15 protein-coding genes are annotated in these 16,708 nt (G+C 69.8%); 11 read left to right on the forward strand and 4 right to left on the reverse strand.

Going from position 1 to position 16,708, the window contains the following annotated elements:
- The first annotated feature begins 32 nt into the window (after window positions 1-32).
- The 7 genes from rplQ (at window position 33) to ACQPYY_RS04620 (ending at window position 7,105) form a co-directional block, all read left to right on the forward strand.
- A complete protein-coding gene (gene rplQ, locus ACQPYY_RS04590) occupies window positions 33-533 on the forward strand; it encodes a 50S ribosomal protein L17 (protein ID WP_379105226.1) in 501 nt (166 codons plus the stop codon).
- Between the two features lie 68 nt (window positions 534-601).
- A complete protein-coding gene (gene truA, locus ACQPYY_RS04595; protein WP_379105228.1) occupies window positions 602-1,537 on the forward strand; it encodes a tRNA pseudouridine(38-40) synthase TruA in 936 nt (311 codons plus the stop codon).
- A gap of 275 nt (window positions 1,538-1,812) precedes the next feature.
- A complete protein-coding gene (locus tag ACQPYY_RS04600; RefSeq protein WP_379105230.1) occupies window positions 1,813-2,778 on the forward strand; it encodes a helix-turn-helix domain-containing protein in 966 nt (321 codons plus the stop codon).
- Window positions 2,779-3,007: 229 nt separating this feature from the next.
- On the forward strand, window positions 3,008-3,988 hold the full coding sequence (locus ACQPYY_RS04605) for an AraC family transcriptional regulator (protein WP_433592857.1): 981 nt from the start codon (window positions 3,008-3,010) through the stop codon (window positions 3,986-3,988).
- A gap of 81 nt (window positions 3,989-4,069) precedes the next feature.
- Window positions 4,070-4,924 carry a nitrilase-related carbon-nitrogen hydrolase gene (locus ACQPYY_RS04610; protein ID WP_433592858.1) on the forward strand — a complete coding sequence of 285 codons (855 nt, stop codon included), beginning with the start codon at window positions 4,070-4,072 and terminating at the stop codon, window positions 4,922-4,924.
- Window positions 4,925-5,025: 101 nt separating this feature from the next.
- Entirely contained in the window at window positions 5,026-6,018 is a 993-nt protein-coding gene (locus ACQPYY_RS04615; protein ID WP_379105236.1) for an AraC family transcriptional regulator, read from the forward strand.
- 79 nt (window positions 6,019-6,097) lie between these two features.
- On the forward strand, window positions 6,098-7,105 hold the full coding sequence (locus ACQPYY_RS04620; RefSeq protein ID WP_379105238.1) for a nitrilase-related carbon-nitrogen hydrolase: 1,008 nt from the start codon (window positions 6,098-6,100) through the stop codon (window positions 7,103-7,105).
- A gap of 108 nt (window positions 7,106-7,213) precedes the next feature.
- Here the strand turns inward: ACQPYY_RS04620 and ACQPYY_RS04625 are convergent, their stop codons facing one another.
- On the reverse strand, window positions 7,214-7,567 hold the full coding sequence (locus ACQPYY_RS04625) for a metal-sensitive transcriptional regulator (protein ID WP_379105240.1): 354 nt from the start codon (window positions 7,565-7,567) through the stop codon (window positions 7,214-7,216).
- Between the two features lie 94 nt (window positions 7,568-7,661).
- Between ACQPYY_RS04625 and ACQPYY_RS04630 the strand changes: the two genes are divergently transcribed.
- The 3 genes from ACQPYY_RS04630 (at window position 7,662) to ACQPYY_RS04640 (ending at window position 10,511) form a co-directional block, all read left to right on the forward strand.
- Window positions 7,662-8,477, forward strand: a complete 816-nt coding sequence (locus ACQPYY_RS04630; protein ID WP_433592859.1) for an S-methyl-5'-thioadenosine phosphorylase — start codon at window positions 7,662-7,664, stop codon at window positions 8,475-8,477.
- 188 nt (window positions 8,478-8,665) lie between these two features.
- Window positions 8,666-9,925, forward strand: a complete 1,260-nt coding sequence (locus ACQPYY_RS04635) for an NAD-dependent epimerase/dehydratase family protein (RefSeq protein WP_433592860.1) — start codon at window positions 8,666-8,668, stop codon at window positions 9,923-9,925.
- A 22-nt stretch (window positions 9,926-9,947) separates the two neighbouring features.
- The gene (locus tag ACQPYY_RS04640; protein WP_379105246.1) at window positions 9,948-10,511 is read left to right on the forward strand and encodes an NADPH-dependent FMN reductase; all 564 of its coding nucleotides are present in this window, start codon (window positions 9,948-9,950) and stop codon (window positions 10,509-10,511) included.
- Here ACQPYY_RS04640 and eccE read toward each other — a convergent pair.
- A complete protein-coding gene (gene eccE / locus ACQPYY_RS04645) occupies window positions 10,496-12,169 on the reverse strand; it encodes a type VII secretion protein EccE (protein ID WP_433592861.1) in 1,674 nt (557 codons plus the stop codon). The two genes, ACQPYY_RS04640 and eccE, sit on opposite strands and share 16 nt — an antisense overlap.
- Before the next feature lie 110 nt (window positions 12,170-12,279).
- Here eccE and eccB point away from each other — a divergent pair, with 110 nt between their 5' ends.
- Window positions 12,280-13,767 carry a type VII secretion protein EccB gene (gene eccB, locus ACQPYY_RS04650; RefSeq protein WP_433592862.1) on the forward strand — a complete coding sequence of 496 codons (1,488 nt, stop codon included), beginning with the start codon at window positions 12,280-12,282 and terminating at the stop codon, window positions 13,765-13,767.
- Between the two features lie 2 nt (window positions 13,768-13,769).
- Here the strand turns inward: eccB and mycP are convergent, their stop codons facing one another.
- Both mycP and eccD read right to left on the reverse strand, forming a co-directional pair.
- A complete protein-coding gene (gene mycP / locus ACQPYY_RS04655; RefSeq protein ID WP_433592863.1) occupies window positions 13,770-15,116 on the reverse strand; it encodes a type VII secretion-associated serine protease mycosin in 1,347 nt (448 codons plus the stop codon).
- A 93-nt stretch (window positions 15,117-15,209) separates the two neighbouring features.
- Window positions 15,210-16,670 (reverse strand): type VII secretion integral membrane protein EccD, encoded by a 1,461-nt coding sequence (gene eccD / locus ACQPYY_RS04660; RefSeq protein ID WP_433592864.1) that lies wholly within the window; start codon window positions 16,668-16,670, stop codon window positions 15,210-15,212.
- Between the last annotated feature and the right edge of the window lie 38 nt (window positions 16,671-16,708).

Genomic DNA, 16,708 nt, shown 5'->3' on the forward strand with positions numbered 1-16,708 from the left:
CGGATCTGCCTTAGACACAGGAGATTCCAACCATGCCCAAGCCCAAGAAGGGTGCCCGCTTCGGCGGGTCGGCGTCGCACCAGAAGGCGATCTTCGCCAACCTGGCGACGGCGCTCTTCGAACACGGTCGTATCACGACCACCGAGGCCAAGGCCAAGGCGCTGCGCCCCTACGCCGAGAAGCTCGTGACCAAGGCGAAGGGCGGCACCCTGGCCGACCGTCGCGAGGTCATGAAGGTGATCCGTAGCAAGGACATCGTCCACGCCCTCTTCGCCGAGATCGGTCCCTCGTTCGAGGGCCGCGACGGTGGCTACACCCGCATCATCAAGACCATCCCCCGCAAGGGTGACAACGCTCCGATGGCGATCATCGAGCTGGTCCGCGAGAAGACCGTGACCAACGAGGCCGATCGTGCCCGTCGTGTCGCCGCTTCGCAGAAGGCCACCGAGGCTCCGGCCGAGGCCAAGGCCGACGAGGCTGCCGAGGCTGAGGCTCCGGCCGCCGAGGCTGCCGAGGACAAGGCTGCGGAGTAATACTCCGGGTCCTTCGGACCAACCGGGGGTTTCCGGGGCTGCCCTGAAACCCCGAAGGTGGACATCCCATGAGTGAGCCCGCCGTCCCCTCCGGGTCGGCGGGCTTTCTCCATGTTAACCAGGAGATCGCTGTGACCGTGGAGGATCCGACGCCCGAACCCATTTCGATTCGGGTACGGCTGGACATCAGTTACGACGGCACCGATTTCACCGGCTGGGCCCGTCAGCCCGGCCTGCGCACCGTGCAGGGCGTGCTGGAGGACGCGCTGTCCAAGGTGCAGCGTGAACCCATCCAGCTCACCGTGGCCGGGCGCACCGACGCCGGGGTGCACGCGGAAGGCCAAGTCGCGCACTTCGATACCCACACCGAGGTGGACGGCCCCAAGCTGGTGCACCGGCTGGCCCGTTTCCTGCCCAAGGACGTACGGGTCAAGCAGGCTCGGATCGCCCCGCCGGACTTCGACGCCCGCTTCTCGGCGATCCGCAGGCACTACGCCTACCGCCTGACCACCGCGCCCTACGGCGCCGAGCCGCTGCAGGCCCGCGGCGTGGTGCCCTGCCGTCCCGGCCCGGATCTCGAGGCCATGCGCGAGGCCTCCCGAAACCTGTTGGGCCTGCACGATTTCGCGGCCTTCTGCCGCCGCCGCGAGGGCGCGACCACGATTCGCGAACTGCAGCGCTTCGACTGGGTCGCGGAGGGCGACCTGCTGACCGCGTATGTCAGTGCGGACGCGTTCTGCTGGTCCATGGTCCGCAGTCTGGTCGGCGGCGTGCTGGCCGTCGGTGAGGGCCGCCGTACGCCCGACTGGATCGCCGGACTGCTGAACGAGCGCGAACGCGCCAGCGCGGTGACCGTGGCCCCGGCCCACGGGCTGTCACTGATCGCCGTCGACTATCCGGCCGACGCGGATCTGGCGGCCCGCAATATCCAGACCCGCGAGGTTCGCACCGTTCCCGGTCCTGCGGGCGGTGCCGGCGACCCTGAGGGCTGCTGCGGGGACTGACCCCCCTTTCCGGCGTGCCGCCCGCCCGGCGCGTCGTTCGAATCCTCCGTCCCCACCCCGCTCTTCCGCACCCGCGACCACGCCTCCGCCGAGGTCGCGGGTGTGATGCCGCGCGCGCGATTGCGGATCGGGCGCGCCGATGAAAGTGCAAGTCCGGGATGAAGATTCGCTGTGCGAGTTGCGGGCAATGCGCCAATTCGGACGGTTGGGTGAAAGTTGGATGTTGTTAAGGGAATTCGGGGATCGGGGTGGGCGCGGGATGCGAGAATCGGGCAATGAGGGGCGGCGTCGAGCCCTCGGTGATGGAGGTTCGCTCCACGCCGGAGGTTTCGCAGCAGGAGACTTTCGAGGAATGGGAGGCCGTGGTCGCGGCCGCCTACGTTCCGCTGGTGGTGACACCGGTGCGGTCGGGGGAATTCCGGGCGCGCATCGTGCAATCGCGATTCGACGGCATCGACGTGTCGATGGTGACCGCCAGCGGGCAGCATCTGAGCCGAATACCGCAACTCATCCACGATCCCGAGGAACCGGTGCTGTTCGCCAGCATCACCACGCACGGCCACGGCTGGCTCGAGCAGGATGGGCGAGTGGGGGAGCTGGCCGACGGCGGACTGACCCTGCACGTCAGTTCCCGGCCCTTCAGTGCGCATTTCGAGCAGTCCTGGGGTGTGGTGGCGGTACAGGTGCCGCTGGCCGAGGTGGTCTGCGCGTCGGGGGTGCCGGCGGACCGGATGCCGACCGCGGTGCGGTTCCCGCCCGAGGGCGCGGCCGGGATCGTGGGCCGCTTCTTCTGCGGCATCGCGCAATTGCAGTACACCGCACCGGAACAGGCCGCGGTGCTGGCCAAACACGGTACGGGCCTACTGGCCTCGGTGGTGCAGCTGGCCGCGGGCGACCTGCCGCGCGACGAGCCCGCGCACGCGCTGGCCAAACAGCGTGCGCTGGCGTTCATTCAGCGGAATTACGCCGATCCGGAGCTGACCATCGATCAGGTGGCGGGCGCGTGTTCGGTGTCGCGGCGCACCCTGTACCGCCTGTTCGAGCAGGGGGGAGACGGGGTGGCGGCCATGTTGCGCCGGATGCGGGTGGAGCGGGCGCTGTCGTTGATCCGCACCGATCCGACGCGGCCGCTGCTGTCGGTGGCGCGGTCGGCGGGCTTCGTGTCCGAGCGGCAGTTCTATCGGGCCTTCAGACGCGAAACCGGTATGACCCCTGGCGAATTCCGGACAAATCATGCCTGATCAGGGGGCGTTTCACAGCTGACCTGAATGGGCAGTGAACTGGCACGGCTGGGCAGTCACAGGGCCGCGTCGGCGCGGCATACTGGGGACGCGCCGCCCGGTCGCCGCCTCGAGCCGCCGGTGACCGGGTCGGCGAGTTCACGGAGCAATCGGGCTGATTGGTCTGTTTTGTCGGATCAGTCAGCTTCATTCCCATTCTCCCGGCGGCCGCTAGTGGAATGATGCACGTGTGGGTATCGCTTCCACGGCCAGCGCCGAAGTCCGTACGACCTCAGAGGTTTCCGCGCGGCAGGCCTTCGAGCAGTGGGAGGCCCTCGTCGCCGATGCCGTGCTGCCCTCGATCGTCGAACCGATCGGCGCCGGGCCCTGGCACGGCAAACTCCGCTACACCCAGTTCGATCGGTCCAGCCTCACACTGATGACCTCGAGCGCCCAGCGGGTGGTGCGCACCAAGCGTCAGCTCGAACAGGCCGCCGGGGACTTCCTGCTGGTGAACATCGTGGTCGATGGCTCGAACTGGACCGATCAGAGCGGCCGGATCACCGAGGGCGGGGCCGGGACCATCGCCTTCTACGACAGTGCCCGCCCGATCGAGAGCCGGACCACCGAGAACGCGGTGTCCACCATCGTGCGCGCGCCCATGGACGCGGTGCTCGACCACGCCGGCCTGGTGCGCGAGGAGTTGCCCATCGCGAAGGCGCTGCCCGCCACCGGGGCCATGGGTGTGGTGGCCGACTTCTTCCGGGGTATGGCCCGGCTCGGCGCGGCGGAGACCGGCCGTGCGGCGGACGTGCTCGAGTCGCAGGTCACCTCGATGCTCTCGTCGGCGTTGCTGCTGGCCAACGGGCACTCCTCGCCCGGGCCCGCCGATTCGGTCTTCACCCGCCAGCAGGTGCTCGCGGTGCTGCGGAAGCGGTACACCGATCCGGACCTGACCGTCGACGAGGTGGCGCACGCCTGCCTGGTCTCGCGGCGCACCCTCTACCGGGTCTGCGAGGAGATCGGCGGCCCGGCCGCGCTGGTGCGGCAGATGCGGGTCGAGCACGCCCGCCGGCTGTTACGAGCCGACCCGACCCGGCCGCTCTCGGCGATTGCCGCGGCGTCCGGTTTCGCCACGGATCGGCACTTTTACCGGGCATTCAGGCAGGAAACCGGCGTGACGCCGGGACAATTCCGGTCGCAATTGGACGCAGGCACGCGCTGTCGGTAGCTCGGCACGGTATGTCGCTGTGACCGGCTGGCGTTCGGCGAAGGGTGATTGCACATCATCCGATCCGTCGAAGGAGCCGAGGTGCCCACGAAGGTGCGAGTCGCGGCTGTCCAAGCTGAGCCGCGATGGCTGGATCTGCCCGCCGGAGTCGGGCAGGCCATCGGGCTGATCGAGGACGCGGCCGCGGGTGGTGCACAGCTGGTGGCCTTCCCGGAGACCTTCCTTCCCGGCTACCCGTGGTGGCTGTGGCTGGAATCGGTGAGCTGGGGCGAGGGCTTCTTCGCGCGCTATCGCACCAATTCGATGACGGTGGGGCGCAACGAGTTCCGGCGCCTCGCCGACGCCGCGCGCCGGCATCGCATCCACGTGCTGCTCGGCTTCAGCGAACGCTGTGGCAGCGCGCTGTACATGTCCCAGTGTCTGATCGACGACCGAGGGGTACTGCTCGGAGTCCGCCGCAAGCCCGAGCTGACGCCTTTGGAGCACCAGATCTTCCGCTCCGGCGAGCCCGGCGAGTCGCAGGTCTTCCGCACCGGCATCGGCCGCATCGCGGTGCAGGGCGGCTCCGAGCAGTTGCATCTGCCCGCGCGGCGGGAGTTGGAGCGCACCGGGGCGCAGATCCACGTGGTGTCCTGGCCGGGCTTCATCGTGGCGCGGGACGTGGACTGGGGCGTGCGGGTGAACAACGCGGCCACGCTCTGGTACGCGGTAGTCGGTCAGCTGAACGTGATCGCGGCGTGCTCGGTGATGGACGTGGCCGGCAGTGAGAGCCGCCGCGGCGCGGAGCCGGCCAAGCAGCTGGTGCCGGGGCCGGGCGGGCACGCGCGGATCTTCGCACCGGGCGGTGAGGAACTGGCGTCGCCTCTGGGCGGGCACGAACAGGGTTTGCTGTATGCCGATCTGGAACTCGATCTGAGCTTCGAGTCCGCCGCCTGATTCGATAACCGGTCCGCACCGGTTACTGGTTCGTACCAGTTCGGCCCATTGGCCGGAATTCGTCCGATCTGACACACTCTCCCCAGTATTCGGCCGTACACGTGGCCGCCATTGTCATCGAGGGATGGGGAGTGGAAGGGTTACCACCGGTCAACCGGATCGAGGTTCGGTCCGGCCAGGAACAGACGTCGACGGAGGCATTCGAGCGCTGGGAGGCGCAGGTGAGTGCCGCCTACGTACCGCTGGCGGTTGAACCTATACCGAGTGGTCGCTTTGTAGGTTATATCGAATCCGCGAGCTACGGCGAGATGGATGTGTCGGTAATCGGATCGACACCGCAAGTCATTCGCCGCACCGGCGGACTCATCGGCCGCAGTGCCGACGAATATCTCCTCGCCAGTATTCCGACCGTCGGCACCGCGCGCTTGTGCCAGGACGATCGCGTCGCCGATGTCGGTCCGGGCGGAATCGTGTTCTACGACAGCACCCGTCCCTACCGCTGGGACGCGCCGGAGCGGTTCGAACAAGTCGTGGTGCAGGTCCCGCTCAGTCGACTACGCGAGCGCTACGGCATCGACAATCTCGAATTGCCCACTGCCACAGTATTTTCGGCAAACACCGCGCCTGGAATCGTGGGCAGTTTCTTTCGCGGGCTGGCCGAATTGCAGCACACCGATCCCGATAGCGCCGCGCTATTGTCCGCGCCCGGAATGGATCTGCTGGCCGCCGCCGCGATCGCCGCGTCCGGCCGCGCGCCGCGTGACCAGTCGGCGGACGCGCTCAATCGGCAACGGGTCCTGAACTACATGCGCGACCACTGCGCCGATCCCGATCTCGGAGTGGATCGAATCGCGGAGGGCTGCAGAATGTCTCGGCGTACGTTGTATCGAGTGTTCGGTGAGTTCGAGGGCGGACCGGGAACGGTGTTGCGCCGCATGCGCATCGAACGCGCTTGCGACCTGTTGAGAAATGCACCACAGTTGCCGCTTTCGGCGGTGGCGAAAGCGGCGGGATTCCTCACGGAGCGTAGCTTCTATCGAAGCTTCCGTTTGGAAATGGGCACAACTCCGGGGGCATTCCGCACCCTGGCATGATCAGTCGGTCATTCGGCACTCGTCGCCATTGTTCGATCGCTATAACTTGGCAAGGCTCCTCTTGCATGAGGGAAAAGCGATGAGGACTACGGTGCGAGTTGCCGCCGTCCAGGCCGAACCCAGCTGGCTGCGGCTCTCCGACGGCGTCGATCAGGTCGTCGAACTGATCCGGGCGGCAGCGGTACAGGGGGCGCGGCTGGTCGCATTCCCGGAGGCGTTTCTCCCGGGTTATCCGTGGTGGCGCTGGATCGATACCAATCAGTGGAATGTCGAATACTCGACCAGATGCCGCGAGAATTCGATGACGCGGGACGGTGCGGAAATGCGCGCGATCACCGCTGCCGCCGCCGCGCACGACATTCATGTCGTACTCGGATTCGGTGAACGCCAGGAGCGGCGAATCTATATGTCGCAGGCCGTGATCGATGATTCCGGGCAGTTGCTGTCGGTCCGCCGCAAAGCCGGTCTGAACAGCGTGGAACGCAAGATATTCGCCTCCGGAACTCCGAATCTGCCCGCGGTGCACCACACGCCGATCGGCAAGTACGGCGCGTTGTCCGGTCAGGAGAACCAGCGGCCACTGCTCACCCGCGCGCTGCGCGCCGACGAGGAGCAGATCCACGTGGCCGCCTGGCCCGGCAGCCCCGACGGCGACGCGGTCGGACCGGAGTCGAGCACCACGCTCAGCCGCATGTACGCGCTCGAGGTCGGCGCGTACGTGATCGCCCCTACCGCCGTGATCGGGGACGCCGCGTTCGGCGGCGTGGGCACCGCGCAGCGCCACAATGGCGGCCCCACCGGATGTGCCCGCATCTACGGCGCCGACGGCGGCGAAGTGGTGGCCCCCCTGGCGGAGGGCGAGGAGGGCATCCTCTACGCCGATCTCGAGATCGCCGTGACGCTCGCCGACAACCAGCCCTGCGACTCCATCCGCACCACCCGGGATCGCAAGGACAACACCCGCAAGGACAGCGCCCCCACGCGCCGCGGCTCCCGCCGCGTCGCCGCGGGCTGGCAGTCGGGCCCCGACCGCTGGGCCCTTCCGACGTCCCTGGGCGCCTACCCCGGCGGCACCGCGGCCTGCTGACACGAGCGGCTGCCGCGGTCTCCGTCAGGCGGACCCGCGGTGTAGCGCGGCGGGTTGCCCACGGAGTCGGCGGCGTGAAGGGGTTTCAGGCGAAGCCCCTGAGAGGTGCTAGCTCCGCACGAGGCGCGCGATGGCGTCGGTGGCTTCCTTGATCTTGGCCTCGGCCTCGGGACCGCCCGCGACGGCCGCGTCGACCACGCAGTGGCTGATGTGATCCTCGAGCAGCCCCATGGCGACCGCCTGGAGCGCCTTGGTCATGGCCGACACCTGGGTGAGGATGTCGATGCAGTACTTTTCCTCCTCGACCATGCGCTGCAAGCCGCGGGCCTGGCCTTCGATGCGGCGCAGGCGCTTGAGGTAGTCGTCCTTGGCGGTGATGTAGCCGTGCGAGGCGGTGTCGTGGCAGGACTCGGCGGTGTCGTGCCCGGCGGCGTCCTGGGTCGCGATCTTGTCGTTGGTCACCTGCGCTGTCCTCACTCCCGGGGGAAATACCCCCCTAGGGTACATGCTTCGCCCTGCTACCACCACTCACGGCCGCGTACGCAAGAATCGGGGCATGAGTTCGGACGCACGGGCAACGCTCGCCATCATCGGAGGCAGCGGCTTCTACGACTTCTTCGGCGATGACGCGACGACGGTCGAGATCGAGACCCCCTACGGCGCGCCCAGCGCGCCCATCACCATCGGTCAGGTGGAGGGACGCTCGGTGGCGTTCCTGCCCCGGCACGGCCGCAAGCACGAGTTCTCGCCGCACACCGTGCCCTACCGCGCCAATATGTGGGCGCTACGCACCCTGGGCGTGCGCCGCATCTTCGGCCCCTGTGCGGTCGGCAGCCTGCGCGCCGACTGGGGTCCGGGCACCATCGCCGTGCCGGATCAGCTGGTGGACCGCACCTCCGGCCGCGCCCAGACCTTCTACGACGCCGGCGGCGTGCACGTGTCCTTCGCCGACCCGTACTGCGACGAACTGCGCGACGCCGCCATCGCCTCGATCGGCGACGACCTGCCCGCGCACGACCACGGCACCATGGTCGTGGTGGAGGGCCCGCGTTTCTCCACCCGCGCCGAGAGCCGCTGGTTCGCCGGGCAGGGCTGGGAGCTGGTCAATATGACCGGGCACCCGGAGGCCGTGCTCGCCCGTGAACTCGAAATGTGCTACTCCGCAATCGCTCTGGTCACCGATCTGGATGCCGGGCTGGAGTCCGGCGAGGGCGTCAGCGCCGCCGACGTGTTCGCCGAGTTCGAGCGCAACCTGGTGCCGTTCAAGGCCATGGTGCGCCGCGCCGTCGCCGCCGTCGAGGGCGACGACACCTGCGACAAGTGCCGCGTGCTGACCGGCACCGGCGTGCAGCTCCCGTTCGAGCTGCCCTGATGCGGTCCCGGCCGTAGCGGCCGGTCACGCGTGATCGCCGCCCGAGCGGCCGGGGTACTTCGTTGTACCCCGTGGTGCGTCATTGCACCTGCTCGGGGCGGCATCCGCGGGTGGCGTTCAGCTGCCCCGCACCGTCTATCCATCGATAGGCCTTCGGGTTACGTTCGGCCATGCCCTACGCTGGATTCATGAAGGCGGGCGGTCGTGACCCCCTGCGTGTCCTGGTGACCGGGGCGGCCGGTTACCTGGGCTCCCATGTCCATCGCGCCCTGCTGGCCGCGGGGCACGAGGTCATCGCCATCGACGCCCTGCTCGAGACCGTGCACGGTCCGAATCCCGTTGTTCCGGAGAATGTCTCGCGCATCGACATCCGTGATCAGGGTGCGCTCGAAACCCTGTTGGCCGAGGTGGACGCGGTCTGTCATCTCGCGACGGCGGTACCGCTGCCGCATGTGCGCGGCGCGATCGAGCCGGTACGCGGGGATCCCTCCAATCCTGCTGCTCCGCAGGATATTCGGCATTCCCGGCGGGTGGCCGGGGACGGGCAGCGTGGGCGCGACGATTCCGGGCATGGGGCCGGGCCGTGTGTGCGTGCCCCGGTCGGCTCGGGGCGGGGCGGCACCGAGCGGCCGGGGACGGAAGGGATGCGTTGGGCCGCGCTCTACGCCGCGCACAATGACGTCGGCACCGCCGTGCTGCTGGCTGCCATGGAACGGGAGGGCGTGCCGCGGCTGGTGCTCGGGTCCTCGGTCGCGGTGTACGGCGAGGGCCGGTATCGAGGATTGCGCAGCGGGCCGTTCTATCCGGGCCTGCGGCGGCGGGGGGATGTGGACCGGGGGCTGTTCGATCATCGTGCACCGCGTTCGGGGGAGGTGCTGACCTGGGAGCCGATGGGGGAGGACGCCCCGCTGCGGCCCCGGAGCGCTTACGCGGCAAGCAAAGTCGCGCAGGAGCATTACGCCTTGGCGTGGGTGGCCAATACCGGGGGCAATGCCGCGGTGCTGCGCTACCACAATCTCTACGGCGACGCGGTGGCCGACGGGCGGCGGGTGCGGTCCGCGGAAACCGGTGTGGTGGCACGGTTCCGGGCCGAACTGGCGGCGGGCCGCCCGCCGCGAGTGTTCGAGGACGGCGGGCAGGTCCGGGATTTCATGCACGTGCGCGACGCGGCGCTGGCGACCGTGGCCGCGGTGGAGCGCCCGATGCCCGGGTTCGTGCCCTTGAATATCGCCTCGGGGCAGCCGCTGACCCTGTGGGAGGTGGCCTCGACCATGGCCAAGGCGGTCGACGGGCCGCCGCCGGTGGTGACCGGGCAGTGCCGGACCACCGATGTCCGGCATGTGGTCGCGCATCCGGAAAGAGCCCGGCACGCCCTGAATTTCACGGCCCCCACCGCGCCCGCCACCGGGCTCGCGGAGTACGCCAAGCGCGGCGCGGGGCGGCGCTGAGCGAGCCCGATAGGCTCTCGGCATGGACACCCCGCTCCGGCTCGAGGTCATCGTCGCCAGCGTGCGGCCCAAGCGGTTCGCGCCGGTCGTCGCGGACTGGTTCCTGCGCCGGGCGCGGGCGGACGCCGCGTTCGACGTGGGGGTCATCGATCTGATGGACACCCCGCTGCCGGTGGATCTCACCGAGACCGACGGGGTGCGAGCGTTCCAGCGGCGGGTCGAGGCCGCGGACGCGTTCGTGGCGGTCACCTCCGAGTACAACCACGGCTATCCGGCGTCGTTGAAGACCGCCTTCGACAGTGTGAAACGCGAATGGCGGGGCAAGCCCATCGGTTTCGTGAGCTACGGCGGGCTGTCCGGCGGTCTGCGCGCGGTGGAGCAGCTGCGGCAGGTGGTCGCCGAGATCCACATGGTCTCGGTGCGCGAGACCGTCAGTTTCCATGAGGCCAAACGCAAATTCGACGCCGAGGGCGAGACCCGGGACGGGGCCGCGCTCGACGCCGCGGATCGTATGCTGCGTCAACTCGCCTGGTGGGCGGCGACTCTGCGCACCGCCCGCGCCACCAATCCCTACCCGGGGAGCTGAGGCGTGACGGCGGCGGCCGCGCGGGGCCGGCCGATGTAGGTGGACTCGCGGGGGATGGAGACCAGGGTCAGCGGAACCTCGGTGACGCCGGTGCGCAGGATGATTCGGTTCCCGGACGCACCCGGCTGATGGACGGACAGGCCGGGAGCGGTGCCGGGCCAGCCGAGCGGGTCACTCGTCAGATAGACGGTGGTCAGGCCCGCGTGCGGGGCGGGCGCGAGGACACCGTCGACCAGGGTGGCCGTGAAATCGGCGTCGGACTGGTGGGTTTCGACGGCGAGGGCGAGGCGTTCCGGATTGCCGATGGCGCTGACCAGCTGCTGCCAGGCCCCGGGGCGGTCGGTGCGGATCAGGACGCGTTCGCCGACGGCGAGGGCGCGGAAGATCAACTGTTGCGCGAGATACAGCTCGCCCGCCACATACACGCTCGAAATGCCCTGGCCCACCAGGCGAATGGCGACGCCGTTGCCGTCGTCGTCGGAGCCGAGCAACTGCCCGCAACCCGCCGAGGGCAGGTGCAGCGTGCCGAGCTCGTCGATCTCGCGGAGCTCGGCGGGCACCGTGTCGTCCAGGCCGGGCACCGCGAACGGCAGGTGGGCGAGCAGGCCCTCGCGGTGGCGGCCGTGCATGGAGATCATGTGCCGCACCGGTAACTCGGGCAGTTCCCGGGCGGTGAGCCGCCAGGCCGCGCCGATGCGCACGGTGTCGGCACTGCGGCCCGGGCGCAGTTTGACGGCCACCGTGGTGCCGCGCGAGGCGGGGACCCAGAGCTGGGCGAGTAGATCGGAGGCCAGCTGCCGGGGATCCACGGCGGCACCGATGTTCACGCTGTTGCCGAGTTCGGCGTAGCGCCAGCGCTGGGTCAGCTGCCCGGGGTCCACGCCGGCGGTGACCTGCAGTGCGGCCTGCCGGATCTCGGGGGCGGTGAGCAGGCGGGCCGCGCAGCCGCCGTCCTCGAGCACCCGCACCACGCGTTCGGTGGCGATGGTGACCGTGCGGCACGCGCCGGGCAGGCCGCCGCCGCGCCGGGCCGCGGCGGCGGGGCAGGTGACGGGGTCGAAGGCGATGGCGAGCCAGACCGTGCGGTGCGCGGTGGCGGGCAGCGGCCCGAGCAGGGATTCGTAGATGGCGCCCGCGGGCGTGCCGGAGCGGCTGCGGAAGCCGTGCGAGACGATGTCGATGCCGGACAGCGGAATGTCGTGCTGGGTCAGGCTTTTCGCGAGTTCGGGCAGCGGCAGCAGGTGGGTGGCGTGCACGGTGGCGCGGCCCAGCCGGGTGAGGCCGCCCTTCGGGGGCAGTACCTCCACGACGGCGACCACGCGGCTGCCGTCGCGGTAGAGGCCGAGTGGGCGGCCGTCGGAGGCGCGGAAGTCGATGGTGTCGGCGGGCGGGTGGCCACGGCGGGCGCGGAAGCGGCAGCGGGTGGCGATCCAGTCCGTGAGGGTGCGGTTGCCGAGTGGTAGCACCAGAACCAGACCGACCACTATGCCGAGGGTGAGCGCACCCCACCAGGCCAGTCCGCACGCCATGGCGACAAGCAGAACGACCAGTCCGGCGAGCTGCGCCCAGACCGGATTCGTGACCGAGATCCGGCCCGGCCGCCCGCCGCGACCGGTCCGCGACGGCCGCCCCGCCGACTCTCCGGATGCGATCGTCATCGTCGATCCCCGGCTCCCCGATGTCGGCCCCGCGCGCTGGCCGAGTGCGAATGAAGGTCCAGGTCACTGTACTGTGTTCGGCGAAAACCCACGACTCACTGGGGATTTGGATGCCTTCGAAACCCACGACCCGATGGCAGGTGAGCGGCTACCGCTTCCTGGTCCGCCGCATGGAGCACGCCCTGGTCCGCCGAGACGTGCGAATGCTCCACGATCCCATGCGATCCCAGTCCCGCGCTTTCCTCGCCGGACTGATTCTCGCGTGCGTCGCACTGGCTGGTTGCGGAGTATTGGCTCTGCTGCGGCCGCAGGACAAGATCGGGTCCAACAAGATCGTCATCGGTAAGGACACCGGCGCGGTCTACGTCGTACTCGACAATGCGGTGCACCCGGCGCTGAACCTGGCCTCGGCCCGGCTGGCCGCGGGCGATGCGGTCAAACCGGCCACCGTCAACGAATCCGAACTGGCGAAGAAGCCGCGCGGCCAGCTGATCGGCATTCCGGGCGCGCCGACCTCGCTCGGGTTCACCGGCGGGGACGGCCGCACCTGGACCGTGTGCGACGCGCTGTCCAACGACGGCAGCCGTACCCTCACCAGTTCGGTGCTGGTCGGCGCATTGACATTGGCGGACAAGGCTTCCGCGCTGGCGTCCGGTCGGGCGTTGCTGGTGCAGGGGCGCGACCACACGTATCTGATCTACGACGGTCAGCGGGCCCGGATCGATCTCGACGATCGTGCCGTGGTCGACGCGCTGGAACTGAGCGGGCAGTCGGCGCGGCCGATCAGTGAGGGGCTGCTCGACGCCATCCCCGAGGTGTTGCCGCTGGTTGCACCGCCGATCGAGAATGCCGGGGCGGCACCGGGTTACGCGCTCGGCGACCACCGGATCGGCGACGTGGTGCAGGTGCGGACCGACAGCAGGTACTACGTGGTGCTGGCCGACGGGTTGCAGCCGGTGTCGGCGCTGACCGCCGACATCATTCGCAATACCTACCGGTCCAGCGCCGCCGACAGCCTTATCGCCCAGGCCGATCGCACCGGAGCGCCGGTGTCCTCGGCGCTGCGGGTGTCGAAGTATCCGGCGCAGGTCCCGACCCTGGTGGACGGCAAGGACCAGCCGGTCGACTGCCTGTCCTGGCGGCCGGTCGGTTCCGCCGATACCTCCGACGGCAGCAAGCACGCCGAATTGTCCGTGCTCACCGGGCATGCCGTCCCGATCCCCGACGACGCGCGACTGGTGCCGCTGGCGCAGGCCGACGGCACCGGGCCGAATGTGGACAGCGTCTATATGAAGCCGGGCGCGGGCGTGTACGTGCGGTCCACCGGGATCGAGCCGGACAGTCAGCGTCACGACAGCCTGTTCTTCGTGTCCGACTACGGGGTTCGCTTCGGCATCCGGGATCTGGATGCCGCCAAGGCCCTCGGGATGGATCCGGCGACGGTGCGGCCCGAGCCCGCGCCGTGGCCGATCCTCGGACTGCTCGCGCCCGGGCCGACCCTGAGCCGGGAGGGTGCGATGGTCGCCCACGACGGCGTCGCCCCCGATCCGAATCCGGCCGAGGAACCGGTGAGAACCCGAGGGCCCGGGGCGAACTGACGTCAGCGGTCGCGGCTGCCGAACCTGCGGCGCAGCGGGAACGACGCGAGGAAGCCCAGAACCAGCAGCAGCGCCACCACTCCGCTGCCGATCAAGGCCACATCGCGTGCCGTGTTGTCCGGCGCCGGAGCGGGTTCGGGTAATGGGAGCTGTTGATCCCGTGCGTCGGCAGGGTGCTTGGGGCGCAGTTCCTTGTGCACCTCGGCGGTCAGCGCTGCGACGGGATCGACCGTGCCGTAACCGATGTACGGATTCCAGCCCTCACCCGGAGCGTGCGCCGTGGCCTCGATGCGCTCGATGACCTTGTCGGCCCGCATCTCCGGGTACCGCGCCCGCACCAGCGCGGCGACACCCGCGACCTGCGGTGCGGCGAAACTCGTTCCGCTATAGGGCAGCACCTGCCCCTGATTGGTGACCTTCGCGGTGGTGAGCCCGGTAGTGCGGGGATCGAGCGAGACGATGTTCTCGCCCGGCGCGGCCACACCCACCCACGGACCCGGGACGGTGAACCGCGACGGCCGGCCGAACGCGTCCACCGAACCCACGGACAGCACATAGGAGTCCCACCAGGCCGGGACCACGTAGGACGTGACGCGATCCCACGGATCCCGGTCCGGGTGCACCGGATCGGGGCCGGGATTGCTCGCCTTGCAGGTGTCGGTATTGCCGGCCGAGGCCACGATGACCACGTCCTTCTGGACCGCCGCGTACTGCACGGCCGCGCCCAGCGCACCCATCTCGGCGCTCGCCGGTTCGGTGGTGGGGCAGGCGACCAGGGAGATATTGATGACGCGTGCGCCCGCGTCGGCCGCCCGTCGCACGGCCGAGGCCAGCGCGGAGATCTTGCCGTAGCCGTCGGGCATGTCGTCGGGTCCCTTGTCCCGGCCCGCGCTCTTGGCCTGGTAGAGCGCGCTGGTCTGCCGGATGGTCATGACGCGGGCTTCCGGGGCGACCCCGGAGAAGCCTCGCCCACCCACCTGGGTGGCGGCGATCAGGCCCGCCACGATGGTGCCGTGGGCATCGCAGTCCTCGGTGCCGTCGCCGCCCGCGGCCACGTAGTCGCCCTCGGGGACGAGTCCGGGCAAGCGGGGGTGCGGGGACACCCCGGTGTCGATGACCGCCACCAATTGGCCCGCGCCACGCGAGAATTGCCATGCGCGGGGCAGATCCAGGGTGCGCTGGGTCGCCGGGACGGTCGGGCCGTCGCCGCCCGCCTGGGTGCTGAGGCAGGGAGAGTTGGCGGGATGCTCGGTCTGGGTCGGCGGGGTGGCCGGGCCGCCCGGTGGCAGCAGGCCCGCGTCGATGGGCGGCGGCCGGTCGGCATGCGCGACGCCCGGCTCCGAGCCCATTCCGAACGACACTCCCAGCGCGAGTGCCGAAGTCGCCGCCGCGAATCGGAAAGTACCGGCGCGCAGCGCTCTACCTCGCACGGCCGACCGCCGTCAGAGTCCACGCACGAGGGCGTAGAAGCCGGTCACCCAGAAGGCCAGCGGGACGACAGCGGCCACGAAGCCGTACTCCAGCAACTCGATCGCGCGGAGTACGGGCGGGGTCGACTGCTGCCGCGGCACCAGGAAGCCGAGCACCAGCGCGGCCGCGAAAAGCGCCAGCGCCACGCCGAAGACGGTGAGCGGTTGCCGCTGGGTGAGGGACGTGCCGATCAGTACGAGCAGCACGATCGCCGCGCCGCCGGCGATGAGGACCACGGCCTGTTCCGCACCCGCGTAGGTGCGGCTGCGGAACATCAGGACCGCCGCGCACACCAGGGCCAGGGCCAGACCGGGCCAGAACGGCCGGATGGCAGCCGGATCCACACTCGCCACCGCCCCGGCCACGACCACGAGGGTGGTGGCCGCGACGAGACCGGCCAGATAGTCGCGTGCCCGTTCGGATTTCGCGCGCAGCGCGTCCAGCGTGGGCAGGGCGCGGTGGTCGTCGGGATCGTCCTCGGTGGGATCGATGGGGGTGCCGGGCGCGGGCACCGGCGGCAGCGGCAGCCGGGAGAGCAGTATGGAAAGCCTTGGGGCCGACGATAATCCGGCCAGTCCGACCGCGGCGAGGCCACCGCCGACGCCGCGCAGCGGTAGGTCGGTGAGGAGGCCGACCAGGGTGGCCGGGATGGTGAAGGCGGCCAGCGTCGCGGCGCCGATGAACAATCCCGGCCCGACTCCCGTCGCTCGCCAGGTCAGCAGGGCCGTGGCCCCGGCCAGCACCGAACCGAGAAGCGCGTTGGCCCAGCCGTAATGGTCCGGGACGTAGAGCAGGCCCGCGGTGAACGCGGTCGGCAGCGCGGAGCCGCCCAGCACCAGCGCGCTCGCGCGGTCGCGGTACATGCGGGCGAGCACGGTGCTCGCGGTGACCAGCAGCAGGGTGACGGCGGTGGCCACGGTGGCGGTGATCCAGGACGGGATGGCGTCGGGGGCGGCCAGCAGGCCGAAGCAGCCGGTCAGCATGATGGCGACCGCCAGGACCGAGCCGGTCAGCCGGGCGGTGCGCGGCGACCAGCCGCGGAAGTGATCGGCGTCGGCGATGGCGACGTTGTACATGATGTCGTCGAAGAGCGGTGCGGGCGCGATGTTCTCGGCGCTCTCCAGCATGAGCAGTTCCCCGTCGCGCACGCCCTGTTCGCCCAGGCTCAGGGAATTGGAGAAGGGCGGCTGCCCGACGCGGGCCAGCGCCCATTCGTGTGGCTCGATCTGTTCGCCGTCGAGGTCGAAGTCGTTGGCGCGGTTGTGCTGATCGACCATGTCGACCACGCTCGGGATGATCAGGGCCACCGGCACATCGACGGGAATGGCCATGTCGACCTGGGTGTGCTTGGCCAGAATGGTGACTCGCGCCAGATCCGGCGCGCGCACGGTGCCGCGGAAGTCCTCGAGGTGATCCGTCCGCGAGTGCGTCACGCCCGCACTGTACGGCATGATGGTTGCCGTCCGTACAC

The organism is Nocardia sp. CA-145437, from assembly GCF_050956485.1.
Lineage (GTDB): Bacteria > Actinomycetota > Actinomycetes > Mycobacteriales > Mycobacteriaceae > Nocardia.